We start from the raw sequence: 24,478 nt of genomic DNA on the forward strand, positions 1-24,478 counted from the left end.
AATAATAAGCATACTGAAGGTGAGTTTAATGACCGATACATTCGCGAAGGCCTGCATCAAACATGATAAGGCACTGCGCCAGCGCGTTCACTTGCTCGGCGTACTGCTGGGTGAAGTCCTGCGCGAGCAGGTGGGCAAGGAGACTTACACAGTCGTTGAACGATTGCGCAAAGGCTACCTGAAACTGCATGCAAAACCTGATCGTGCGCTCTATAACCGCCTCACCCGACTGATCGAATCCTTACAACCGGAGATGCTGAGTGCCGTGGTACGTGCCTTCAGTATCTATTTCATGTTGGTAAACATCGCCGAAGAGGCGTTTCTGCATCGTCAACGCCGGCGTATTGCAGGCAAGGGAAGCGAGCTTTGGGAGGGATCTTTCGATCACACATTACGTGGCTTCCGCAAGCAGGGCATTGCACCACAGCAACTGCAAAACATTCTTGATGATGCAGCCTATATACCGGTTTTTACCGCCCACCCGACAGAATCGAAACGCCTGGTCGTCATGAAACTGTTACGGCGTATATTCCTCACAAGCGAGGTGCTGGATGCACCGAAACGCGGCCTAAACCAACGGCAAGCGGCGATTAAATCGCTCAAGACGCAAATCCAGATCCTATGGAAAACCGAAGAGGTGAGGGCGGTGCGACCCGAGGTTCGGAATGAGATACGTCTTGGGCTTTACTACTTCCAAAACAGCCTGTTTGAGGCTATTCCCCAGGTTTTTCGCCGCCTTCAGAACGGTATCGACCGGGTCTATGCCGACCATCAAGAGTATCATGGTATCCAGTTACCATCCTTTATTCGATTCGGTTCCTGGATCGGCGGAGACCGTGATGGCAATCCCTTTGTCACAGCGGAAGTCACCCGCCTTGCGCTGAAACAGCAACAGCAAACCATACTGGGTGAGTATATTCGTCGTGTCGACAAGCTGATTGCGGAGCTGACCTTCTCCGACAGATTCTGTACGCCCAACTGGTCGTTCAACGAGAGCCTCAAATCCGACAACGAACGCTACCAGGCCTTCTTCCAAGACAATCCCAGACGCTTCGAGGATGAACCTTACCGGCGTAAATTGTTCATTGTTCGTGAAAGACTGAAACAGTCACTGCAATCCGTTGAGGCGACGACAACTCCAATACAAGATTCGAATCCGGAAGCCTACACCACCGAGACAGCCTTCCAACGTGATCTAAAGCTGATATCCCATTCAATGCTCAGCCATGGCGATGAAGATGCCGCAGAGGGTGAGCTACAGGACCTGATCCATCTTGCCGAAACCTTCGGCTTCTATCTGGCACGCCTCGATATCAGACAAGAGTCGTCCCTGCACACGGATGCCGTGGCTGAGATTCTCGGCATTACCGGCGATGCGACCGCGTATCACAACCTGAACAGTCAGCAGCGCATGCAATTGCTCGACAGCGTGATTACCGAGGGTACGACACAACCGTTGCAGGTGGATAAACTCACCCAAGAGACCCGTGACATACTAGAGGTGTTTGACCTTATTGCGGACAGTAAACGCGATATCAGTCCCCTCGCGATTGGACAGTACGTAATTTCCATGACCCACCATGCCAGCGACATCATGGAGGTCGCATTCCTTGGCAGCCTCTCGGGTCTTATCGGTCTGCAGAACGGCGCCTGGTTCTGTCAGCTTGAGATTTCACCCCTGTTCGAAACCATCAACGACTTGAAGAACAGCGAATCGATCCTCGACGAACTGTTTTCCAACACTTGTTATCGGCAACTGCTTAACGCCAATAATGATCGACAGGAAGTCATGCTCGGCTACTCAGACTCCGCGAAAGATGGCGGAATCATGGCCTCAGCCTGGAATCTCTATCAAACCCAAAAGCGTATTATCGCACTTGCGGAAAAACAAGGTATTCAGTGCAGACTCTTTCACGGTCGCGGTGGCACGGTAGGCCGTGGTGGCGGCCCCACCCATCAATCCATTCTTGCTCAGCCCGGCAATACGGTTAAAGGGGAGATAAAATTTACCGAGCAGGGCGAGGTGCTTTCAAATAAATACAGCAATTTCGAAACTGCCATCTTCGAACTGACCATGGGCATCACCGGGCTTTTCAAAGCCAGTCTTGGTGAAGTACGAGATATCAGGGAGGAGAAACAGCAATACCTCGAAGCCCTGGAAGAGATCGCAACCATCAGCGAACACCATTTTCGACAATTGACCGAAGGCACCGACGGCTTTCTCGACTACTTCTATGAGGCCACACCGGTTAACGAGATCGGAATGATGAATATCGGCTCACGCCCCTCGCATCGTAACAAGGGTAATCGTTCCAAATCATCGGTCAGGGCTATTGCATGGGTATTCGGTTGGGGACAAGCAAGGCAGAACATTCCCGGTTGGTATGGCATTGGCTTTGCGCTTGAGCAATGGCGCAAGCAAAAGCCAGGCCGCATGAATACCCTGCAGGCTATGTATAGGCACTGGCCCTTTTTTCACGCGCTACTGAGCAATGCACAGATGGCGCTGTTCAAAACCGACATGACCATCGCCTGGGAGTACGCCAACCTTTGCGGTGATAACTCCACACGGGATCGAATCTTCAGCGAAATTGAACTCGAATACGAGCGGACCAGGAAGCAGATTCTTAAGATAGCCCGAATAGATAATCTGCTGGATGACATGCCAGTACTGCAAAAATCCCTCAGTCGTCGCGACTCCTACCTCGACCCCCTCAACCACATACAGCTGGGTCTCCTCAGACACTATCGCCACACCGATCTCCAGGAGGAAGAGGAAGAGATGTGGTTGCGTCCGTTACTGCGCTCAATCAACGCCATTTCCGCTGGACTGCGAAATACCGGTTAGACGTATCGCAAAGGATAGGATGCCCTGCAGCTGATCTTACCATCGAACCTTCCGGTCTCAGCCGGACATGTTTGTGAAGCTGCTTGCATATTTGTGAACTCAACCATTGGTCATAACATTTCACTACTGTAGTTTTCGAACCGTGCGCCGATTAAAAAGAAGCGATTCGGCAGATGTCGTCTGTTCGCGCAACAAACAGAAATGCAGATTAAGAATATGTTGTTGATCAAGAATAAAACTCTGGTGGTGATAGTCATAGCACTGGGAATTACGCTGAGTGCCTGCGGCGGTGGCTCGAGCAGCGATACTTCGAGCACCAACAGTACAGATCAGAACAACTCTCAAGACCAGGCAGAGCAGGATACTCCAGTTGCCAGTGATGAACCCCCTTCTGATCCGGTCCAGACAAACCAAAGGCCCACCGCTCGCGTGACTGCCTCACAACAGGTCACTTCGGGTGAGACCGTGACTTTGGACGGTTCCGGCTCAAGCGATCCTGATGGAGACACCCTGAATTTTATCTGGAGTCAGACCCAGGGATCATCGATCGGCTTGGTGAACGTGGCAAATCCAACCCTCAGCTTCATAGCCCCAAGCGTCGAACAGGCAACCAGCTACAGTTTCCAGCTGCAGGTAAACGATGGCGAGCTCTCTGACAGTGCGGCGATATCCATCACCGTAACACCGATGGTGGACAGCACACCACCCACCATCGTTGCAAGAGTACCACAACCAAACACCACGGATGTCTCTGTCACAACCAGTATCAGTTTAGATTTTGACGAACCGCTGCTGGAATCCCTGATCAACAGTCAAAGCCTGCAGCTAAGTGTCGATTCCTCCCCTGTTTCGGCAAGCGTCAGCTACGACGATCAAAACAACCGCCTATCGCTGACCCCAGATGCTGCACTTACCGCGGCAACAACATACACGGTCACCCTTGCCGGTAACCTGCAGGACCTGGCTGGCAATCCAGTGGCAAGTGTCAGTTGGAACTTCACTACGGGATCGCAATACAACCTGGGAGAGACACCACAAAGCACCATCGATCTCTGTATGAGCACAAGTGATAAGGTGATGCTGAGCCTGATCAACAACGCCAGGGCCGTAGCAAGGTCCTGCGGCACGACCAACTATCCGACAGCGCCGTCGCTTGCCTGGCACTGCAGCCTCGAACAGGCAGCTCAAGGCCACTCCACATCGATGGCCGACAACGATTTTTTCAACCATATAGGACTTGACGAATCAGATCCGGGAGACCGCATCACAGCTACCGGCTACATCTGGCGCACCTATGGCGAGAATATCGCGGCCGGTTACCCTGATGAGGAGAGCACCGTCTCCGCTTTGCTGGACAGCCCCGGTCATTGCGCCAATATCATGAATCCCGGTTTTAGCGAAGTGGGTACCGCGGTTGCTGAAAACTCCGCATCTACCTACGTCATCTACTGGACGCAGAATTTTGCCGACAGATTCTAGGGCCAGTTTAAAACAAGCTGAAGATCAGACCGGTAAAAACCCTCATCGAACAGGCCGCGGATAGGCGCAAATCACCACAAAATAACCGCTACTCTGCCGTTCCACTATTCCACCTACCGCATACGTTCCCACGCAGAGCGTGGGAACGAGAAGAAAATGATATAACGCTCGTTCCCATGCTCTGCGTGGGAACACATACCGTTAGATGTTCATGCCCATTCTGTTATGCCGCCTGCTGCATACGTCTCTTCTCAGCTTTTAGTCGATTGTCTGTCAGCTTACTCTCTAACCGACACGGCATGGGCCAGCATCTGCGAATTTATTCGACCTGAAGTGATTTGACCCGTGTTTTTATCTGTTCCATACGCGCAACTCCCTGTTCAAAAATCTCTCCGCACGCATCGGGAATAGGGTGACTTTCCGCCTGGGTGAGCAGCGCCTCCAGCTGGATCGGATCAAACAGGGTGACTGCGGCCTCGAACTCGGCCTGATCGGCACTCAACAGGGCAGGCAGCAGCTCATCCTGGGCAATCGGTGACTCGGGATCCAGAAGGTCCGCCACCAGAGGGCTTTCAAGCAACTCATAATGTGCCTGGCGAGCAATCTCTTCTTGTTCCAACTCTTGATGCGCAAGGGTGTCATTTCCCGAACCCTTCCACACCGATCGCATGATCACTTCCACCAGTTTTTTTATCGCCTCTTTGTTGGGCGTCTGATCATCAGCCAGGCGACATGCTGTTTCATAGGCCTGGTCGAGCCGTTCCTTCAATCCCAAAATGACATCGCTCTGCTCATGTGGACCTAGCGCCACAGCCTCTCCGACCAGGCCGCGTAAATCTCCGATATAGGCCACCAGCTCCTCATGATCACGGCGCTGGGCCTCCCTCAATTGCGCTTGTGTCAGCTCTCGGGCCGCCTCGGGGAAGAGGGGATTATCATGTTTTCGCAGCAGATGGCGTTCATGCCTTCCAGGGCGCTCACTAAACAACAAACTCATATTCAACTCTGTCAAAGAAGAGGTCTAAATGGAGAGTTTTACCATGAAAAGGCGGTCAATGGGCATATTCCTGGCCTACACAGCGTTCACCATCGGAAAGTCTCAGGAAAGGAGAAATAGTCCAAATTTTACTCGTGAAGCGCCTGTTAATAGCTAATTTATTGATATTAATCAGTTGTTTCTGCGTCAAGAGCAATTACCCTACTCGGCGCAGTGTTAATGCTGCACAACGTTTACATCGAGTTGCGTGAACTTTTATGGTCAGTGTCAAACTTGGAGGACATCACCATGTTAGGTAGTGAAAAGGCAATCGTTGGAGCAATAGCCATTTTGGTACTCGGAATTGTCGCCGCAGTACTGCTTGGCTAAATGAAAAAGGGCGGTGGAGTAGCCTCTACCGCCCTGGCCTCTGCAAATCAATCGATAGGTGTTACATCACCTGGCTGAGAAACTGTGCGGTAACCATGTCCATGCTCTTCACATGCTGGTCAAACCAGGCCCGCCATTCAACAAAGATATAGTCGGCAAGCTGCTGTAATCCCTGCTCCCTCAACCACTGATCCTGCACTGACTCGATTCGTGTTAGCACCTCTGCATGCTCCGCCTTATGTACAGGGTAGGGCGGAAAGGCATAGCTTTCCATCAATCTGTTTTCACCCTCGAAATGGGCACGAGTATGCTCCACCCACTCAGCCAGCAGATGGCTGATCTGTTCAGGGTCCAGAGCGCCATCAATGGCTTGCAACACCATCTCACCCAGCCGGTTGATCAGGCCGACCTCCTCCATGTGGACTTCGTTCATGGATGTCAGGGCCACACTTGGCAACTCAGCAATATCAACCACGGGCAAATGATATGGACTCACGATGGACTCTCGTAGCGGCTGTCGGAAACCGTGGCATGCTACTCGATTGACCTGTACAGACCTTTGATTTCGATCAACACTCTGCCAGATAAGCCATGGGGATCTACCGATTGTTTGTCTGCAGGTAAACCATATTATTCAACAAATCATCGATATAGATATCACAAGGCTTAATACCTTGTAATTATTATGGTATTTGATTGCAAATATTGAAATTCAATCTTTTCACACCAAGTGTATACATGAAACCAGATCCAAGGGACTGGTTGTGAGGCACGACAAAACGACTCTTTTTTAAGCTGTTTGTTAAAGGAGGCTACACTATGTTAGGCAGTGAAAAGGCCATTATCGGCGCGATCGGTCTCATTCTGCTCGGTATTATTGCATCGGTACTAATCGGATAAGCGGCATCGCCTGGTGATTGAACTATCTCAGTCGCCGGGTGTATCTGCGACATCTGTCATGGAAACAGGCTGTAGTTGTAGAATCGTCTGTTAACAACCGATGTCTGTTTCTGCATCGAATCCCGGATTGATCGCTTCATAGAGGGATGAGTAGTCTTCATCCCCGTAACCTGCATCCTGACCGTTTAGAAGAACCTTCAGCGTGGCATTTGAAATCTCACTGTTCATACCCGATGCCTCTGTCACCTGCTGAAACAGGGCGATATCCTTGATCAGGTGCTTCAAGGGAAAGTTAGGATTGCTGTAGTCGTGCTCCATGAATTTCTTCAGTTTCTTGTCGAATGTGGGCGCATAGAGGGCACTCTGGCGCAATAACCCCATGAACTGCTCCACCTCCACACCCTCTGCGCGGATCAGGCCAAGACTCTGTGAGAATCCTACGGTAAGCGAGGCGATCAATTGGTTCATTGCCAATTTCACTGCAGCGCCCTTGCCTACAGGCCCAAGGTGCTCAACCTCCTTTCCAAGCCCCCGCAGCATCAGCAGGGTCTGGTGGTATGCGCTCTCTGAACCTGCCGCCATGACAATCAGTTCGCCGGATTTTGCTTCCGGAATACTCCCCAATACGGGTACCTCGAGATAGTCTCCGCCCGCCGCCTCCACACTTGCGCCGATGTCACGACTCTCATCGGGAGAGATGGTGCCCATCTGCAGTATCGACTTTCCCTTTATCAACGGCTTCACCGAGCTATCGAACAGCACATCTTTGATCGCTTTGGCATCACTGAGGGTCAGAATCAATACATCACCGGCAGTCACTGCTGCAGTGAGTGATGATTCCACGCTCAATCCCTCCTCCTTCGCGATCTTCAATCGTTCTTTCGAGCGGTTCCAGGCAATCACATCATGGCCACAATGAACCAGTCTGTGGGCAATCGGAAGACCCATCAAGCCAAGCCCCAGCAGTGCTACTTTCATCGTCTTTCCCTCACGGATTACTCTTCAGCATGGTAGACGCGACTCAGATCATGCACCGCCTCCACAAACACGCCCGCATGTTCAGGGTCGATCTCGGGATGAATACCATGGCCAAGATTGAACACATGGCCGCTACCCTTGCCGAAACTGGCCAACACCTGAGCCACCGCTTCCCTGATCCGTTGCGGTGATGCATATAAGGTACAGGGATCGAGATTACCCTGCAGGGCAACCCTATCGCCTACACGACGTCTTGCATCGGCCAGGCTCAAGGTCCAGTCGATACCCAATGCGTCACATCCGCTGTCAGCCATCTGTTCCAGCCATAATCCACCGCCCTTGGTAAACAGGATAGCGGGCACCTTGCGACCCTCCGTCTCACGCTTCAATACCTGCAGTATCTGCCGCATGTAGGCAAGCGAGAAGGCCTCATAGTGCTGCGGCGTCAGCACACCACCCCAGGTATCGAAGATCATCACAGCCTGTGCGCCGGCATCAATTTGCGCATTCAGATAGGCAGCGACTACATCAGCGATTTTGCTCAACAGTCGGTGCATCAAATCCGGGCGGTCAAACATCATCCCTTTTACCTTTGAGAAATTCTTGGTGCCGCCACCCTCTACCATATAGGTCGCCAGGGTCCATGGGCTGCCACTGAACCCGATCAGCGGCACCCTCCCCTGCAATTCACGGCGAATGGTACGGACGGCATCCATGACATAGCCCAGGTCATCCTCCATATCCGGCACTGCCAATCCTTCGATAGCGGCTTCATCCCGTACCGGCCGCTCGAAATGGGGGCCTTCGCCTTCGGTGAAATAGAGGCCAAGTCCCATGGCGTCAGGTACGGTAAGAATATCGGAAAAGAGAATGGCCGCATCCAGCGGGTAGCGGTCCAAAGGTTGAATGGTGACTTCACAGGCCAGATCCGGGTTACGGCACAGATCCATGAAACTTCCCGCCTTGCTGCGGGTGGCCCGGTACTCAGGTAGATACCGACCGGCCTGGCGCATCATCCAGACTGGGGTCACATCCACTGGTTCACGGCAGAGCGCCCGCAAAAATCGGTCATTTTTCAATCTAGCCACAGAGATATCCTTCGAAACGGTTTTGCTATAAACAGCAGCCGATTGTACACGCAAAACAGTGCCCGTAGACACTCGATGTTTAATACGCAGAATCTGCAACTCACCATTTTAGCCAATATCCGTGTATGGGATACTATCTCCGTAAAAGCAATGCTGTACGAGAAATCTATGACACCCGTAAAACAGATCATCCTTGCCAAGAAAGACGCCCTTGCCTCGACCGTGGCTGAGCCGTTATCGCTGCTGGCCAGACGTTGTATTGCTGTCTGGGATGATATCGACGCACTGGACCGGGTACTGCTCGAACACATCGATCAGATCACCAACTGTGAATTTCTCTATGCCTGGGACCTGGAGGGACAAGAGATATCATCACTGATTCTGCCCGGCCAGGCGGACAAAAGCTGGCGGGGGAGGGACCTCTCCAAACGTCCTTATCTGAAAAACAATCTGCCGTTCAAAGGCATCATGCTCTCTTCGGTCTACCACAGCCAATTCTCTGACAGGGAGTGTGTCACCGCCCTTCAGGCCGTCAGGAGGGATGAGGCGCTACTGGGTTTCATTGCAGCCGATTTCTCCCTCGACAAACTGGTTGCCGATGAAGAGCACATCAAGGAACCACAACATTGGCAGCAGTTCAAAGGCGATCCCGCGGTGCGCGGCACCCTGTTCATGCAGCAGAGGATCCAGAGCCGGTTGGATGAAAATATCGATTCGGTTCATGCGACCATCTATGACCTGATGACGCAACATGGGATTTTTCACTGTAAGATCCACTACTCCAGCGGCCGTTGCTCATTCTGGGTGCTTAACGATCCGTATACTTACCAGGTACATGGCGTTGACGAGATCGTCGACCCGGATATCGTACTGGCCTATCCTCTCCACCGTTATCCGGAAAGGGCCAAAGTATCGCCACAGCAGATACGCGAGGTATTCAGTGAGTTCAAGGCTCTGCGCTTTGCCGACGAAACCATCTATCTGCGCAGTGCCTCAATCAATATCATGAATGGCATGTTGGGCCTCACATTCTCCTGCGACGGTTCGCACTACATGCCCGTGGAGGAGTTTATCGAGAAGAATCTGGGATTCTGGATCGGCGAACTTGCCTCAGACCGACAATCAACGGGGGACTAGGGCAAGCGATAGTTGTTTTGCGTCACCAGATCGACACCGCACTCAAGGCTATCGATCCAATTGATGAACTCATTGACAACCTTTTTACCCAGAAACGACCGGCCGTGCTGCGGCACTATCATGTCGATATCGAGTTGACGAACCATGTTCGCCCACAGATTGCACACCTTGTTCGAGTTCATATAGCGCCTGTGGAAACCTTCCATATAAGGCATTATCTCCGATAACTTCTTCACCGGGGCATTCAGATCACCCGGGGGGAGATTGGCGCCGAGATCACCTGAAAAGAGGATGCGGCTGACCGGATCATAAAACTGAAAATTACCCTCTGCATGGAGAAAATGCGCAGGCAAGGCCATCAAGCGAATATTGCCCAGTTCCAGATTGATCCCCTCATCGGGAATCGGCACAACCCGATCCTGTAACCTGCCGGGTCGGGTAAAATGGGGTATGAAACGTTCCCACAATGCGGGAACCACCACCTTGCAGTCGGTGCCCACCAGCCATTTATTCACCGATGCGACGATATCCGGATCCTGATGCGACGCGATGACATAGTCCAGTCTCTTGACATTCATGTAATCACTGATGGCCATGAACAGGCGGGAATAGGTCAATTCACCGCCTGGATCGATCAAAGCCGCGTGTTGATGATCATAGATCAGAAACTGATTCGCCTGGACGGCTTCACCCGATACCAGATCTCTGAATGCCACACAGATGTGACTACCATTATTAAATAACTCAACTGACATAATCTTTGCTACATCTTAATTTCATGTGTCTAAAAGATCGGCTGGTGATGAATTCAATGGCCAATATGAGACAATTATCGACAGAACTCGGAAAAGCTTAACTGGATCATAGTATATTTCAAGAAAAATCAGCCGACTATTGTAAAACTACTCTATAAACCAATGGTGGAATCCGAGATGCTGTCCCATAGTTGGAACCTCTCACCAAGTGAAGCGGTTGTCCTACAGAATAGCTTGAGGCGGCAGGTCGTCGACCGAAACTGTTACACTGAACTGCAGCGCATTGCCGGTGTGGATGTGGGATTCGAGGCCCATGGCAGCATCACACGTGCCGCAATTGTGGTCTTGAGTTATCCCCAGCTGCAGCCCCTGGAACAGTCGATCGCCAGGCTACCCACCTCTTTCCCCTATATTCCAGGCCTGCTCTCTTTCCGGGAAGTACCGGCCATTCTGCAAGCGCTGTCCAAACTCCAGCAACCTCCCGATATTTTTCTCTGCGATGGGCAGGGTATGGCGCATCCACGACGCTTCGGGCTTGCGTGCCATCTCGGGGTGTATACCGACATACCCAGCGTGGGTGTCGCCAAAACCCGTTTGATCGGAAGCCATGCCGCTGTCCCTGTGGAGAAGGGGAGATGGGTTCCGCTGATTGACAAGGATGAGATGATAGGTGCCGTTTTACGTACGCGTAACGGTGTGAAACCTCTCTATATATCCATCGGACACAAGATCTCCCTGGAGCGCTCGATCGAGCTGGTGCTGGCTTGTACAACCCGTTATAAATTACCTGAAACAACCCGTGCCGCCCATCGCTTGGCATCTGGTTGATAGCAACCGAACTCCCAATAATCTCTTCCGGGTTTTCTAGGTCCACACCAACCCTTTTTCAACAAAGCACCTGCAATAAAATAGTTGAAAAGGCCGTGACCAACCAAGACTACATGGTTATCGCCTGTTGCCAGCTCCATCAGCTTCTCTGCCGCCTGTTCTGCCCGAAATCGCGTTTTTGACAGCGCTTCTCCGTTTGCGGCGAAACCCAGTAACCATAGCAGCCTCAACAGACCAACCCAGATCCCAACGGGCAGTGCTGTCGAACCGCTGTCAAAGTGTGGAATCATGGTTTCAGCAAACAGCGGATCCGAGAGATGTATATCACTGATACCAAGCGCACTAACCGACTCCAGGGAGCGCTTAAGGTGGCTGCAAACGACAATATCATGTCCTGCTATTGCATCGATTGTCGTTGCGGGCGGGGTGTCCAAGATGCCTGATGCGTCATATCGTTCGGCAATCGATGGCAACTCATCGGCTCTGACACGGCCGCTCAGCTGATATTTGGGTCTACCGTGTCTGATTAAGGTAATTTGCATGGCAATAGATTGTGTGAAGCCTCAACAACACGGCCAATTCACCGCAACGATCTCAATAGTCAAACAGTTTCAGCTTCATCAATACCGGCTTCAAACTCTATAAATACCCATTTGAGTATTCATGGGCATACCTGGAATAGTTACCGATGCACCTGCTAAACAAGCCTATTTTCCAAAACAAATTCAGCCAATGCCTTACCAAGGATCTTGTGATGAGGTTCATCAAGATGAATCCCATCGACTTTACTGCTTTGTGTCACCTTGCCCGCATTGAAAAAGTGCGTTGATGATTCAGTTGCAACTTTGGCAAGTTCATCGCCTAAACCTCCGAATCGCTTCTCTGCATCTCTGAATTTTTCTGCAATCGGGCCTTTAGGTTGAGTAATTCTGGGCGGTGCGACAATCAGGATTTCCGGTACGGGCATCCCTGGCTCAATGGGAGACTGCCTGATGATGTTGATCAGCTTTGCCATACCCTGCGAGGATAACCATGCACTATTGCCATGTGTACATTGGAAATCGTTGGTGCCGAGCATTAAAACCACCAACTTCAGAGGGGAGTGCATCTCAATCACTTGGGACAATCCTTCAGCCCCATTTCTCCCTGGTTTGAATGGATCAGGCCAAACTGTACGACGTCCGTTAAGGCAGTTCTCAATAATACGAACCTCTTTTCCTGCCGTTAGAAGTGTATTCTCAAATATACCTGGCCAACGCCGGTCGAAAGGAAGCCGCTCTCTTGTATTGGGTATAATTCCCCAGGTCAAGCTGTCGGAATAAATTAAAACCTGCTCCATGTCCATCCTATATAGATACGCTGACCGTATAATCAAGACAATACACGATTAGCGAGTTGATTACTGAAGCAGTCACCCTTTACCTGTCAATCTTATTGAGTTTCGAAGCGTATTTTCGAATATCAATCTGAATTACGTATATGTTCGATATAGTGCGGACGATCATCCATCACCAATCTGACGCCCTCGGCCCAGGCCTGGAGCCGCTCATCACTCTTATCAAACTTCAGATCACAGCGGGCCCGGCCCTGACTGTTGAGAGGGATCGGGATCATATCCCGGTAGGTGTAGACGTTCTCACCCACATCACCACCTTCACAGGTGCAGGGAGACACGGGTATATCTGATTCGAGCTCTGCACCTTCATACACCAAGGCACCCGCCTGCCACCATCGGGTTCGTTCATCTGAACCACTCATGGTTTTAATGATAATGGCGCGTGAGAAACGTATTGTAAGGGTGCCGTTTTCAAATACGATTGATTCGACTTCACTGCCAGGCAGGTCGACTGAACTGGAATCCATAACTGTTTACCTAAGGCCTGTTAACACTCATCCGATCGGCAGCCACCGATTTGAATCAATCGCCGCCTGAATCAGTCTTGAATCATAACGTCATGCTCACGCCAAGCAAACATATTGATAGCGGGTTAATAGTAAGGGAGGCGTACCAATGTTGAGACATTTACGACTCAAGACTCCTCCAAACCAAGCTCCTTTATTTTTCGGGTCAAGGTATTGCGCCCCCAGCCAAGTAAGCGGGCCGCATCCTGCCGTCTGCCGGCGGTGTGCTCCAGGGCTATTTCGATCATTGCCGATTCGAAATCCGGTTCTGCTTCGTTGAGTATGCCTTCACCACCTTCCTGAAGCCTTTTTCTCGCCCAGTCGCGCAATTGTTGTCGCCAGTCCTCAGGGTAGGCGGATTGCGTGTCATTGCTTTCTTTCAATTCGCTCGGCAGATCATCAATGTGTATCTCTTGCCCGGAGGCCATTACCGTCAACCAGCGAGCCGTATTTTCCAGTTGGCGAACATTGCCCGGCCACTCCAACTGGCTCAGGTAGGCTTCAGTCTCCGGTAACAGCAACTTCGTCTCAACCGCAAGTTCTTCTGCGGCGCTTTTGAGAAAATGTTTCATCAGCAACGGAATATCCTCCCGCCGTTGACGCAATGAGGGAATATGAATACGTATGACATTCAAGCGGTGGAACAGATCTTCCCTGAAGGAGCCCAGTTTTACCAAACCTTCCAGATGCTGATGGGTGGCGGCGATGATACGTACATCCACTTTGACCGGCTCATGACCACCGACCCGATAGAACTCACCATCGGCTAACACCCTAAGCAATCGCGTCTGCAATTCCGCCGGCATGTCCCCGATCTCATCCAGGAACAGGGTACCGCAATCCGCCTGCTCGAACCGTCCCGTACGGCGCGTCTGCGCGCCGGTAAAGGCCCCGCGCTCATGACCGAACAACTCCGATTCCATCAGGTCCTTCGGTATTGCGGCCATGTTCAATGCGATGAATGGCCCAGTGGAACGAGTGCTGTGACGGTGCAAGGCATGGGCCACCAACTCCTTTCCGGTACCGGACTCACCATTGATCAATACGGTAATGTTTGATCTCGCCAGGCGCCCGATGGCACGGAATACTTCCTGCATCGCCGGTGCTTCACCGATAATCACCTTCTCCTGATCCAGATTGTCCTGAGTTGGTTTCTCATCCTCCGATATTTGCTGACGGCATGCCCGTCTGATCTGTTGTACGGCCTCATCCACATCAAAGGGTTTGGGCAGATACTCGAAAGCACCGCCATGGTAGGCGGATACAGCACTCTCGAGATCAGAATGAGCGGTCATGATGATCACCGGCATATCCGGAAAACGCGTATGAAGCAACTCCAGCAGTTCCAATCCATCCATTCCCGGCATGCGGATATCCGAGACCACAACATCCGGCTGTTCTCTATCCAGATAGTTCAACACCCGGTCCGCACTCTCGAAACAGGTGACATCCATATCCGCTTTTTCCAGGGTCTTCTGCAGCACCCAGCGAATCGAGCGATCGTCATCGATGACCCATACCCGGCATGATCTATCCATCTACCTGCTCCAGTGGAAGTAATACTCTAAAAACCGTATGTCCCGGCTTACTGGTGAACTCGATCAAACCCTGATGCCTGTTGATCAGGGTTTGGGAGATTGAGAGACCCAAACCCATGCCATCGCTACCCGATACCAATGGAAAAAAGACTCGCTCCTGAAGCTCAACCGGTATACCCGGTCCGTTATCCGAGATCTCGATCGACACCACAAGGCGATGGCGTATATTGCCGATTGTGAATTGACGAAGGATTCTGCTGCTTATCCCCATGGTCCCCCTGGGCCCGGCAGCTCGAACGCCATTCCTCAATATATTGAGGAATGCCTGGATCAATTGATCCATATCCCCCTTTAAATCAGGAATGCTCGGGTCGTAGTCTTTGATGATCTCCAGCCCCGGACCGGTCTCCACCCGTACCAGACTGCAGACACGTTCAAGCACCTGATGAATGTTGACCCACTTCATCACCGGAATCTTGTTCGGCCCCAACATCCTGTCCACCAGGTTCTGCAGCCGGTCGGCCTCTTCTATGATTATCTGGGTATATTCCGCCAGGGCGGCATCGGGAAGCTCTCTCTCCAACAGCTGTGCTGCACCCCTGAGTCCGCCCAGGGGATTCTTGATCTCATGGGCAAGGCCTCTCACCAATGCCCGACTGGCCTGGTTACGTGCCAGTAACTGTTCCTCCCGCGAAATTCTCAGTTGCCTGTCGACCTGTTGAATCTCGACCAGAAATTCATTGACATTCTGATCCAGCCTTATAGGTATCACAGTGCAATCGACCATGATCTCCTTGTCCTCACGTACAATTATCTGGTGTTCCCGCTCAGTGAATGGCTGGCCGGTCTGCAATGACCTTTCAAGTTTTCATGAACCACATTTCCGGAGCAGCTGACCAGTTCGCCAGCGGGTGTGCCGATCACCTTACGGGCACTGACACCAAACATCATCTCAGCTGAAGAGTTGATATATTGCAGTCTGAACTCCCTATCAAACAGCAGAATGGCGGTACTCAGATTATCGAGTACCCGTTTCTCCATGCCTGTGATTGCCTGATCAGAATTCATGGCCTAATTTGAGCAATTTGCGGGCCAACACTTCCGAGTCTAAGCATATTCTTTTCCCATCGGTAGTGACTGTCCGCTTGATCTGTTAAATGATTGATTTTAGAAGGCAGAAATTCCGCTTAGGATCACAGTCTGGCTATCTGATCACAATTATGCATGCTGGTACGCCATCGGGTGCGACTGCAACTCAGTACAACAAGAATTACCAAATCCAACTTATGCACCATTATAGTGCACAGCTGGCGGGCAGGCTTGCTCCTGTAGGTGATTTGAGCGTTTCACAGACGCCTGGATACAGGGCCTGTTAACACTACTCCAATCGACCCAGCCAATAAGCGGGCCAAATCATTAATAATTGAACAAGATGGTATTAATTAACCGCCGGCTGGCGCAGGTGAAAGGTGATGCTATTGGACTCTTTGAGGGACTCCCCTTCACTGGTGACGATCTTTGCCTGCAAAGAGTGGGTGCCACGACTCAATTGCTGAAGGATTAGTTGAGTCTGCTTGATATCCGATTCGAGTTTGGTGCCATCCACATAGAGGTGAATCACATGGCCCTCTGCAAGATCGGGCGAGAGGGTGATGCCCACCGGAACCGAACCATCCTCATTGCGAATGGTTTCATCATCATTCGGCTGGACGATTGAAAAGGTGGCATATTCACCTGCCGCCGCACGGGCCTCATCACTCTGCTCATCCGGTGGCAGCGCGGTTGTCTTCTTGCTGTCGGTGACCTTAATGCGTTCCGCATCCGGATGATAGCGTTCGGAATAGATCACCTCGCCGTCTTCGGAGATGTACTTGTAGACATCCCGGGCGAACAGGGGCAATGCCAACAACAGAATCATTATCAGTACGACAATACGCATGCACAAAGAATAGACCAGTCATACCCAACAAAACAAGCGACTGTGTTCGCATAACCACAAAAAAGCGCCCCCACAGGGGGCGCTCTTGCTACACATCAAAACAAATCGAGACACTTTACAGGCTGAAGTACATATCGAACTCAACCGGATGCGTAGTCATACGCATGGTAGTGACCTCTTCCATTTTCAGATCGATATATCCGTCAATCAGGTCGTCGGTGAATACACCGCCCGCCGTGAGGAAGCCACGATCCGCATCCAGCGCCTCAAGTGCCTGGTCGAAGCTGTGACAGACAGTCGGGATACTGGCGGCCTCTTCAGCAGGCAGGTCATACAGATCCTTATCCATGGCATCGCCGGGATGGATCTTGTTCTGGATGCCGTCGATGCCGGCCATCAGCATGGCGGCGAAGGCCAGGTAGGGGTTGGCGGTCGGATCGGGGAATCGTACCTCGACGCGGCGGGCCTTGGGGCTGGAGACCCATGGTATACGGATGGAAGCGGATCGGTTACGGGCGGAGTAGGCCAGCATGACCGGGGCCTCGAAGCCGGGCACCAGGCGCTTGTAGGAGTTGGTGGAAGCATTGGTGAAGGCATTCAGGGCTCGGGCATGCTTGATGATACCACCGATGTAGTAGAGAGCCGTCTCGGAAAGACCGCCATACTGATCACCGGCAAAGATATTCTCGCCACCCTTGGCCAGGGATTGATGCACGTGCATACCGGAACCGTTGTCACCCACCAGCGGCTTGGGCATGAAGGTGGCGGTCTTGCCGTAGGCATGAGCCACATTCCAGGTACAGTACTTCTGGGTCTGCACCCAGTCGGCACGCTCAACCAGTGTGCTGAACTTGGTGCCGATCTCACACTGGCCGGCTGTGGCCACCTCGTGGTGGTGTACCTCGACAGGTACGCCCATCTCCTCCATGGCAAGGCACATGGCGCCACGCAGATCGTGCAGTGAGTCAACCGGGGGGACCGGGAAGTAGCCGCCCTTCACACCGGGACGATGACCGATGTTACCGTCTTCGTAAACACGCTCGGAATTCCAATCAGCCTCTTCGGAGTCGATTTTGACCATGGAGCCACTCATGTCGATACTCCAGCGCACATCATCGAGGACGAAGAACTCGGGCTCAGGGCCGAAGAAGGCCGCGTCGGCGATCCCGGTGGAGGCGAGATAGGCCTCGGCACGCTTTGCCAGAGAGCGGGGATCACGCTCGTAACCCTGCATGGTGGAGGGTTCCAGGATATCGCAGCGGATGATCAGGGTGTTTTCGTCGGCGAAGGGATCGATGACCGAACTATCATCTTCTGGCATCAGGATCATGTCCGATTCGTTGATGCCTTTCCAACCGGCGATGGATGAGCCGTCGAACATCTTGCCGTCGGTGAAAAAGTCCTCATCGATCTGATTAGCAGGCAGTGTTACGTGCTGTTCCTTACCACGAGTGTCGGTGAAACGCAGATCGACGAATTTCACGTCATTGTCTTTGATCATCTTCAGGGCTTTTACGGCCATCTTAATCTCCAGGATTTTCAGTTATTAAATGCTGAGCATAATCAGCCATTCGTAGCTTTATGCAGCCGGCCAAGGATACCGGACGCTTTGGATAACGCAGAAAAGCAGATTTCATGCCACTCGAATAAAAAAGTCTTACAATGTCGATCCCAAGCAGTTCCATCTCCAATAAAAAGTCTTGAAACGCAATAAAAATTAGAGAGTTAATCTAACTCTACGGCCTCTTCCACCGGAATGGGCTTCAAGCTGCCAACAGATAAGACAAATGATGCTGACAATTAAGGCGAGAGGGCGCGCACCATTATAGTGCGAGTCAATTATTTCACGCACCATAAAAGTGCTAGCCGAACCAGATGTGGACATCCCTGAATATCTCCGATCCCTTGACCGCCGCCTGATAATCGCTATGTAACTGCTCTGCTTGCTGATTAGAGACGAAGCAGTGTAATGGCAAGTAAAGCTCGATATCAATGCGTCCTGAAAGATAGTGAAGAACCACGCGCGCTTTCTGGTCATAGCAGGAAACACCACGGCAGACCCGGTCGAGTGCGGCCTCTGCCTCCGACCTAAGCGGCAGGTGGGTACAGGAGGGCCCAGCCTCATCATCCTCCGGGTCGATATGGACGGTGACATCTTCCAGTACATCCACCCGGTCGATCAATCCGTACTGGACCACTTCGGCGATTCGGTGCCCCTCGGAGACACTCACCCAGGGATCGACCTGGACATGAACATCGGCCATGGCATGACCTCCCAGCTTCCGGGTGCGCAGCATATGTACACTCTTGACCCCTGAAATATTGCCGATCACTTCGCGAATCTGCGTTAAAGATTCCTCTTCAAGACCCGCATCCGCCAACTCCTGGGATGCCGTCCAGCCCAGATCCCAACCGATTTTGATTATCATCAAACCGACAAGTACTGCTGCGATGGCATCCAGATAGGGAAGGCCCATCATGGTGCCGCCAATACCTACGAACACCACTACCGAAGAGACGGAGTCGGTTCGGTGGTGCCAAGCATTAGCCCGCAGCAGGTTTGAATTGATCTGGTTGGCGAAGTAGCGGGTGTAGAAGAAGAGCCCCTCATTGGCAAGAATGGAAAAGGCGGCCACATAGAGGGTAAAGGTTTCCGGCTGTAACAGCTGCTCGGGTGTAAACAACCGATCTGCGGCATCCCAGACGATCCCGACACCAACCGCGATCAGAAAACCGCCCAGCACCAGGGTGCCGATGGTCTCGAATCGACCGTGACCGTAGGGATGCTCCTCATCGGGGGCCTCTTTTGCATGCCGTGCGGTAAACAGCACCAGGGCATCTGTCAGCAAATCGGATAGCGAATGCACGCCATCCGCCAATAGGGATTGGGAATGACCCAACCAACCGAATAACAATTTGACGATAGCCAGTATTGTATTGGTCAATGCGCCTGCTACGGCAACCCGGCGACTGACATCATAGCGTTCTTCCCGACTCATGATTCGCTGTCCTGCACAACTTCCACTATCACAATGTACTCCCCGTCATGGCTCTTTGCCTCTATGACAAGATGTCCATTGATGCGCGACCACGCCGGGATATCCTTAAGCACGCCCGGATCGGTACAAACTGCCTCGACCTGGGCACCGGCAGGAAGGCCTTCGACGGCATCTTGCACCCTGATCACCGGCATCGGACAAAGCAGACCGCGACAGTCGAGTATCCTGCGGTTCAAATCAACCACTCCTTCGGGACCTCGTGAGCCGGCATCGGCACTACCTTCAGTGACCGGCTATCACCCGCTAGATCGGTAAAGCGCAGTTCAACCTCCGCCGCGTTTCGTCCCTGGCTGTAGCGGGCCACTACACGCCCAATCAACTCGATATCCCGCTCATTGATTTCGCCATCGATCAAGGCCAGCGGACCGCCATGACTCACTGTATTGATATGCGGATAATGCTTCCGATAGCCTTGAAGGAAATTGGCCTCGCCCTCTTCACGGGCGATGATCACCTTGAAACGGCTCGATGGCCGCAAGTGCCTGCCTACCTTCAGCAGCATGATGTCATCCAACTCATACTGTTTACTTCCGCGGGCGTTCCAAAGATCCTTCAGCTTCACTGTGTATTGTTCATCGGTAAGAAAACAGCAGCCGCCGGCAGGCTGAGCATAGTCCTCAATACCGAATTGCGCCGCCAGCGCCATTTGGGGTTTGCGGCTTCGTCCGGAAAAGTCATATAGCCGGTTTCGATCAACCCAGCCCTCTCTCTCAGGCCGTGTCATGGGCAGATTCCTGGCGCATAGCGGCCTTAACAACAGGTCATGGGCGCCTGATTCTTCGGAGACGATAGGCATGGTCTCCTTACGTTGCGACATCGGTCGTTGACCGATCACCTCTCCCGTGATGATGAAATCGAAATCCTTGGCCTTAATCCATTCATAGGCCTTGTGCACCATGAAAACCTTGCAATCGAGACAGGGGTTCAGATTGGCCCCATATCCATGCTTGGGATTGAGCAGTATCTGTTTGTACTCCTCGATGATATCGACGATGTGCAGTTTCATACCCAGTTGCTCCGCAACCCAAAGGGCATTGTTTCTTTTTTCCTTTTTCTGGTCGCGTTTGCGTATGGCATGCGTATGGCCTTCGACGCAGAAACCGGTGAAGAAGTTGATGCCCTCCACATGGATGCCCTGTTCCTGGATCACGCGTGCAGCCAATAGGGAGTCCAACCCTCCGGAAATCAATGCTACTGCTTTTCGTTGTTCGCTCATCGATATGCGCTGTATAAAAAGTGCGGAATTATACCTTAACTATGCTCGCTATACGCGGGATTAACGGCCTCACAATAGTTTACAAAAGAGTATAAAAAGCAATGCAGGGTATAAGGATATAATGGTCCCATTCTAACACTTGAAGCGATTCGTAAACATCGAAAAACGTTGACTTTAATCGGAGTACACCATGGATGTCGTTCGTAACCTGGCCCTTGTGTGCCTGCTTTTTCTCTCCTCCACTGCTGTATCCGCCGATAACCTGTTGGATAGCCTGACCAGCCAATTGGGTATTACCACCGAACAGGCTGCCGGAGGCGCCGGTGCCTTGTTCGAACTGGCAAAAAATCGTCTGGCCGACGAGGATTTCTCCCAGATCGCCGCAGTGGTGCCCGATATAGACAGCCTTATCGCCGCCGCACCCTCATTGAGTGACTCCACAAGTGGACCCGGCGCCGTGGCATCCATGTTGGGAGGAGAGAGTGGATTGGGCAATCTGGCTAGTCTGGCCACATCGTTCAGTCAGCTGGGGCTGTCACCGGATATGATCGGTCAGTTCACACCCATCTTACTCGAATACCTGCAACAGGCGGGCGGCGGCACAGTGATGGAAGTGATGAAAGGAGCGCTAGCCATGTAGATCAAACCTTCCTCACAGGCCTTCAATCTGTGCAGTGGCCCTCGCTGAGGCCAATACCGTCCCAGGGCCGGTACGCAACACCCAAACCACCGACACCATCCACAACCCTGCACCTGCAGACCATGCTGTAGCCCAGCTGCGATCAGACGCTCCGACAATGCTCGGGTTAGCCATTGACTGAGAGCATCGTTATACTTACGCGGTTTTCTACCGCATCAATCGGGGTTTCGATGTGAATCAAGTGACAGAATCGAATCGAAGTGAAATCAGGACCTTTCAGGATCTGCTCATCGCTTTGCAAGACTATTGGGCAGACAAAGGCTGCGTCATCCTGCAACCCTACGACATGGAGATGGGTGCCGGCACATTCCACACTGCAACCTTTCTGCGTTCAATCGGCCCTGAACCCTGGTACGCCGCTTATGTGCAACCCTCCCGTCGACCCACCGACGGTCGCTATGGCGAAAATCCAAACCGCTTGCAGCACTATTATCAATATCAGGTCGTACTGAAACCCTCACCCAAGGATATCCAGCAACTCTATCTCGGTTCCCTCGAGATGCTCGGGCTCGATCTCAATAGCAACGACATTCGTTTTGTGGAAGACAATTGGGAATCTCCCACACTCGGCGCCTGGGGCCTGGGCTGGGAGGTCTGGCTGAATGGCATGGAGGTAACCCAGTTTACCTACTTCCAGCAGGTAGGCGGGTTGGATTGTCGTCCCGTGACCGGAGAGATCACTTACGGGCTGGAGCGTATTGCCATGTACCTTCAGGGGGTGGAGAGCCTGTTCGACCTGGTTTGGACCGAAAGTCCTCAGGGTATTGTTACCTACGGTGATGTATTCCATCAGAACGAAGTGGAGCAGTCCGCTTACAATTTCGAACATGCCGATGTGAACTTCCTGTTCGGTCATTTCGACCAGTGTGAGAAGGAGTCCAAAAAGTTGATCGAACTGGGTCTGCCGCTACCGGCCTATGAGCAGGTTCTCAAAGCTTCCCACACCTTCAATCTGCTGGATGCCCGCCATGCCATCTCAGTCACCGAGCGTCAGCGCTACATCTTAAGAGTCCGTGGCCTGGCCCGGGATGTGGCACAAGCCTATTATGACGCCCGCGAACGACTCGGCTTTCCTATGTTGACGTCAACAAAGGAGGCCGCCAATGGTTGATCAGGCCCACCTGCTGTTCGAACTCGGCACCGAAGAGTTGCCTCCGAAAGCACTCAGGCAGTTGTCTGCCTCACTCACAGAGAATTTTACTCTCGGACTCGAACAGGCCAATCTCGGTCACGCAGAGGTCGAGAGTTATGCCACTCCACGTCGATTGGCATTGCTGATCCGAGACTGCGCCATACGTCAACCCGATCGTGAAATCGACCGGCGTGGCCCAGCGATCAAGGCCGCTTTCGACGAGGCCGGTAAACCGACCAAGGCTGCGGAGGGCTTTGCCCGTTCATGCAATACCACGGTAGATCAGTTGCAACGCCTGGAAACCGACAAGGGGGAGTGGCTGAGCTATCGTATTCATGAGACTGGAAAACCGGCCGTCGACCTTCTGCCGGAGATCGCAACTCAGGCGTTGAACAAGCTTCCCATACCCAAGCGCATGCGCTGGGGTGATTCCGAGGCGCAATTCGTGCGGCCGGTACACTGGTTGACATTTATTCATGGTGAACAGGTTGTACCCTGCGAAATACTCGATGCACAGTCTGACCGCCTGACTTATGGTCATCGTTTTCATCACCCGGAAGCAATCACCATCTACAATCCGGAAGACTACAGCTCGGTGCTGCAAGACCTTGGATATGTAATTCCCAGCTTTGAGGAAAGAAGAGAGAAGATACATAGCTTGGTTGAGAAAAGCGCAGCCGAAGTCGCCGCCACAGCCGATTTCGATCCGGACCTGCTCGACGAGGTGACCGCACTTAATGAGTGGCCGGTGGCGATATCCGCCAGTTTTGAAGAGCGTTTTCTCGAGGTGCCCCAGGAAGCCCTGGTCGCCACCATGAAGGGTAATCAGAAATATTTCCCCCTGTTCAATAGTGATGGCGAACTGATGAACCAGTTTGTCACCATTGCCAATATCGAAAGCCCGAAGCCGAAAATCATTCGGGAAGGAAATGAGCGCGTCATTCGCCCAAGGCTGGCGGATGCGATGTTTTTCTGGCAACAGGATGGCAAGGTCAGACTCGAGGATCATCTGCAATCCCTAAAAAAGGTGGTCTTTCAGAACAAGCTTGGATCCATGTATGAAAAGTCAGCGCGTGTAGCTGATCTTGCCAAGCAGATCTCAAGCCATATACAGGGTAATCCCGATCTCGCACAACGGGCCGGACTGTTGAGCCGATGTGATCTCATGACACATATGGTTGGCGAATTTCCATCCATGCAGGGTGTCATGGGACGCTACCAGGCATTGCGAGACGGCGAGGACCCGGAGCTGGCACAAGCCTTGGATGAGTTCTATATGCCGCGCTTCTCCGGTGACCAACTGCCACAGACAAAGACGGCATCGCTATCTCACTGGCGGAAAAACTCGATACGCTGATCGGTATTTTCGGGATAGGTTTAAAGCCGACCGGTGATAAGGATCCCTTCGCATTGAGACGCACCGCGCTCGGTGCGCTACGCATCATACGTGAGCACTCACTTACGCTTAATCTACGAGAGCTGCTCGATACAGTTTCACAATCCATGTCAGACAAACTGACAGAAACAGCTGTGGTGGATGAAGTCCATCAGTTCATGATGGACAGACTCAGAGGCATTTACATCGATGACGGTGTGAGTATCGATCTATTTCA

At 52.2% G+C, this 24,478-nt stretch carries 22 protein-coding genes and 1 pseudogene; 7 read left to right on the plus strand and 16 right to left on the minus strand.

The features are described from left to right. Positions 1-28: 28 nt before the first annotated feature. Both ppc and AB8516_RS12805 read left to right on the plus strand, forming a co-directional pair. Positions 29-2,848, plus strand: a complete 2,820-nt coding sequence (ppc, locus tag AB8516_RS12800) for a phosphoenolpyruvate carboxylase (RefSeq protein ID WP_369161176.1) — start codon at positions 29-31, stop codon at positions 2,846-2,848. 201 nt (positions 2,849-3,049) lie between these two features. After that, the gene (locus AB8516_RS12805) at positions 3,050-4,327 is read left to right on the plus strand and encodes an Ig-like domain-containing protein (protein ID WP_369161178.1); all 1,278 of its coding nucleotides are present in this window, start codon (positions 3,050-3,052) and stop codon (positions 4,325-4,327) included. 319 nt (positions 4,328-4,646) lie between these two features. On the opposite strand, the gene AB8516_RS12810 is transcribed toward AB8516_RS12805, so the two are convergent. From AB8516_RS12810 to hemE, 4 genes are all read right to left on the minus strand, one after another. Continuing rightward, the gene (locus AB8516_RS12810) at positions 4,647-5,324 is read right to left on the minus strand and encodes a hypothetical protein (protein ID WP_369161180.1); all 678 of its coding nucleotides are present in this window, start codon (positions 5,322-5,324) and stop codon (positions 4,647-4,649) included. A 430-nt stretch (positions 5,325-5,754) separates the two neighbouring features. Next, a complete protein-coding gene (locus AB8516_RS12815) occupies positions 5,755-6,189 on the minus strand; it encodes a bacteriohemerythrin (protein ID WP_369161182.1) in 435 nt (144 codons plus the stop codon). Positions 6,190-6,683: 494 nt separating this feature from the next. Further along, complete coding sequence (locus tag AB8516_RS12820) at positions 6,684-7,589, minus strand: NAD(P)-dependent oxidoreductase (RefSeq protein WP_369163278.1); 906 nt, start codon at positions 7,587-7,589, stop codon at positions 6,684-6,686. After that, the gene (gene hemE, locus AB8516_RS12825; protein WP_369161184.1) at positions 7,589-8,659 is read right to left on the minus strand and encodes a uroporphyrinogen decarboxylase; all 1,071 of its coding nucleotides are present in this window, start codon (positions 8,657-8,659) and stop codon (positions 7,589-7,591) included. The genes AB8516_RS12820 and hemE overlap by 1 nt, the downstream gene beginning before the upstream one ends. Before the next feature lie 168 nt (positions 8,660-8,827). Here hemE and AB8516_RS12830 point away from each other — a divergent pair, with 168 nt between their 5' ends. Then, the gene (locus AB8516_RS12830) at positions 8,828-9,796 is read left to right on the plus strand and encodes a hypothetical protein (protein WP_369161186.1); all 969 of its coding nucleotides are present in this window, start codon (positions 8,828-8,830) and stop codon (positions 9,794-9,796) included. On the opposite strand, the gene AB8516_RS12835 is transcribed toward AB8516_RS12830, so the two are convergent. Further along, positions 9,793-10,512, minus strand: a complete 720-nt coding sequence (locus tag AB8516_RS12835) for an MBL fold metallo-hydrolase (protein ID WP_369161188.1) — start codon at positions 10,510-10,512, stop codon at positions 9,793-9,795. The two genes, AB8516_RS12830 and AB8516_RS12835, sit on opposite strands and share 4 nt — an antisense overlap. Positions 10,513-10,728: 216 nt before the next feature. Between AB8516_RS12835 and nfi the strand changes: the two genes are divergently transcribed. Beyond that, on the plus strand, positions 10,729-11,379 hold the full coding sequence (gene nfi, locus AB8516_RS12840) for a deoxyribonuclease V (RefSeq protein ID WP_369161190.1): 651 nt from the start codon (positions 10,729-10,731) through the stop codon (positions 11,377-11,379). Here nfi and AB8516_RS12845 read toward each other — a convergent pair. The 11 genes from AB8516_RS12845 to AB8516_RS12895 form a co-directional block, all read right to left on the minus strand. Then, positions 11,328-11,921, minus strand: a complete 594-nt coding sequence (locus AB8516_RS12845; RefSeq protein WP_369161192.1) for a histidine phosphatase family protein — start codon at positions 11,919-11,921, stop codon at positions 11,328-11,330. The genes nfi and AB8516_RS12845 overlap by 52 nt on opposite strands. 155 nt (positions 11,922-12,076) lie before the next feature. Beyond that, positions 12,077-12,718, minus strand: coding sequence for an SGNH/GDSL hydrolase family protein (locus AB8516_RS12850; RefSeq protein WP_369161194.1), 642 nt, complete (start codon positions 12,716-12,718; stop codon positions 12,077-12,079). 122 nt (positions 12,719-12,840) lie between these two features. Continuing rightward, positions 12,841-13,242, minus strand: a complete 402-nt coding sequence (locus tag AB8516_RS12855) for a hypothetical protein (RefSeq protein WP_369161196.1) — start codon at positions 13,240-13,242, stop codon at positions 12,841-12,843. 167 nt (positions 13,243-13,409) lie between these two features. After that, on the minus strand, positions 13,410-14,819 hold the full coding sequence (gene ntrC / locus AB8516_RS12860; RefSeq protein ID WP_369161198.1) for a nitrogen regulation protein NR(I): 1,410 nt from the start codon (positions 14,817-14,819) through the stop codon (positions 13,410-13,412). Further along, complete coding sequence (gene glnL, locus AB8516_RS12865) at positions 14,812-15,672, minus strand: nitrogen regulation protein NR(II) (protein ID WP_369161200.1); 861 nt, start codon at positions 15,670-15,672, stop codon at positions 14,812-14,814. The genes ntrC and glnL overlap by 8 nt, the downstream gene beginning before the upstream one ends. Then, a complete protein-coding gene (locus AB8516_RS12870) occupies positions 15,630-15,887 on the minus strand; it encodes a PAS domain-containing protein (protein ID WP_369161202.1) in 258 nt (85 codons plus the stop codon). Before AB8516_RS12870 ends, glnL begins: the two co-directional genes overlap by 43 nt. Positions 15,888-16,257: 370 nt before the next feature. After that, positions 16,258-16,758, minus strand: a complete 501-nt coding sequence (locus tag AB8516_RS12875; RefSeq protein ID WP_369161204.1) for a DUF4124 domain-containing protein — start codon at positions 16,756-16,758, stop codon at positions 16,258-16,260. 115 nt (positions 16,759-16,873) lie between these two features. Then, positions 16,874-18,280 carry a glutamate--ammonia ligase gene (glnA, locus tag AB8516_RS12880; RefSeq protein ID WP_369161206.1) on the minus strand — a complete coding sequence of 469 codons (1,407 nt, stop codon included), beginning with the start codon at positions 18,278-18,280 and terminating at the stop codon, positions 16,874-16,876. A gap of 340 nt (positions 18,281-18,620) precedes the next feature. Then, on the minus strand, positions 18,621-19,757 hold the full coding sequence (locus tag AB8516_RS12885; protein ID WP_369161208.1) for a cation diffusion facilitator family transporter: 1,137 nt from the start codon (positions 19,755-19,757) through the stop codon (positions 18,621-18,623). After that, the gene (locus AB8516_RS12890) at positions 19,754-19,993 is read right to left on the minus strand and encodes a sulfurtransferase TusA family protein (protein WP_369161210.1); all 240 of its coding nucleotides are present in this window, start codon (positions 19,991-19,993) and stop codon (positions 19,754-19,756) included. The genes AB8516_RS12885 and AB8516_RS12890 overlap by 4 nt, the downstream gene beginning before the upstream one ends. Next, positions 19,990-21,033, minus strand: coding sequence for a tRNA (5-methylaminomethyl-2-thiouridylate)-methyltransferase (locus tag AB8516_RS12895; protein WP_369161212.1), 1,044 nt, complete (start codon positions 21,031-21,033; stop codon positions 19,990-19,992). Before AB8516_RS12895 ends, AB8516_RS12890 begins: the two co-directional genes overlap by 4 nt. Positions 21,034-21,223: 190 nt before the next feature. Here AB8516_RS12895 and AB8516_RS12900 point away from each other — a divergent pair, with 190 nt between their 5' ends. From AB8516_RS12900 to glyS, 3 genes and pseudogenes are all read left to right on the plus strand, one after another. Further along, positions 21,224-21,673, plus strand: coding sequence for a DUF2780 domain-containing protein (locus tag AB8516_RS12900; RefSeq protein ID WP_369161214.1), 450 nt, complete (start codon positions 21,224-21,226; stop codon positions 21,671-21,673). A gap of 232 nt (positions 21,674-21,905) precedes the next feature. Beyond that, positions 21,906-22,844: a glycine--tRNA ligase subunit alpha gene (gene glyQ / locus AB8516_RS12905; RefSeq protein WP_369161216.1), complete on the plus strand. Its 939-nt coding sequence runs from the start codon at positions 21,906-21,908 to the stop codon at positions 22,842-22,844. Further along, positions 22,837-24,428: pseudogene (gene glyS / locus AB8516_RS12910) on the plus strand (glycine--tRNA ligase subunit beta); the annotation flags it as partial. The gene glyQ and the pseudogene glyS, both read left to right, overlap by 8 nt. Between the last annotated feature and the right edge of the window lie 50 nt (positions 24,429-24,478).

This window comes from Candidatus Thiodiazotropha sp. LNASS1 (genome assembly GCF_964212655.1).
In the GTDB taxonomy this organism is placed as follows: domain Bacteria; phylum Pseudomonadota; class Gammaproteobacteria; order Chromatiales; family Chromatiaceae; genus Thiodiazotropha.

Bases quoted from the DNA above. Each gene is read 5' to 3' on its own strand.
- ppc (WP_369161176.1), top strand. From the start codon at position 29: ATGACCGATACATTCGCGAAGGCCTGCATCAAACATGATAAGGCACTG.
- AB8516_RS12805 (WP_369161178.1), top strand. From the start codon at position 3,050: ATGCAGATTAAGAATATGTTGTTGATCAAGAATAAAACTCTGGTGGTG.
- AB8516_RS12810 (WP_369161180.1), bottom strand. From the start codon at position 5,324: ATGAGTTTGTTGTTTAGTGAGCGCCCTGGAAGGCATGAACGCCATCTG.
- AB8516_RS12830 (WP_369161186.1), top strand. From the start codon at position 8,828: ATGACACCCGTAAAACAGATCATCCTTGCCAAGAAAGACGCCCTTGCC.
- nfi (WP_369161190.1), top strand. From the start codon at position 10,729: ATGCTGTCCCATAGTTGGAACCTCTCACCAAGTGAAGCGGTTGTCCTA.
- AB8516_RS12845 (WP_369161192.1), bottom strand. From the start codon at position 11,921: ATGCAAATTACCTTAATCAGACACGGTAGACCCAAATATCAGCTGAGC.
- AB8516_RS12850 (WP_369161194.1), bottom strand. From the start codon at position 12,718: ATGGAGCAGGTTTTAATTTATTCCGACAGCTTGACCTGGGGAATTATA.
- AB8516_RS12855 (WP_369161196.1), bottom strand. From the start codon at position 13,242: ATGGATTCCAGTTCAGTCGACCTGCCTGGCAGTGAAGTCGAATCAATC.
- ntrC (WP_369161198.1), bottom strand. From the start codon at position 14,819: ATGGATAGATCATGCCGGGTATGGGTCATCGATGACGATCGCTCGATT.
- AB8516_RS12870 (WP_369161202.1), bottom strand. From the start codon at position 15,887: ATGAATTCTGATCAGGCAATCACAGGCATGGAGAAACGGGTACTCGAT.
- AB8516_RS12875 (WP_369161204.1), bottom strand. From the start codon at position 16,758: ATGCGTATTGTCGTACTGATAATGATTCTGTTGTTGGCATTGCCCCTG.
- glnA (WP_369161206.1), bottom strand. From the start codon at position 18,280: ATGGCCGTAAAAGCCCTGAAGATGATCAAAGACAATGACGTGAAATTC.
- AB8516_RS12885 (WP_369161208.1), bottom strand. From the start codon at position 19,757: ATGAGTCGGGAAGAACGCTATGATGTCAGTCGCCGGGTTGCCGTAGCA.
- AB8516_RS12895 (WP_369161212.1), bottom strand. From the start codon at position 21,033: ATGAGCGAACAACGAAAAGCAGTAGCATTGATTTCCGGAGGGTTGGAC.
- AB8516_RS12900 (WP_369161214.1), top strand. From the start codon at position 21,224: ATGGATGTCGTTCGTAACCTGGCCCTTGTGTGCCTGCTTTTTCTCTCC.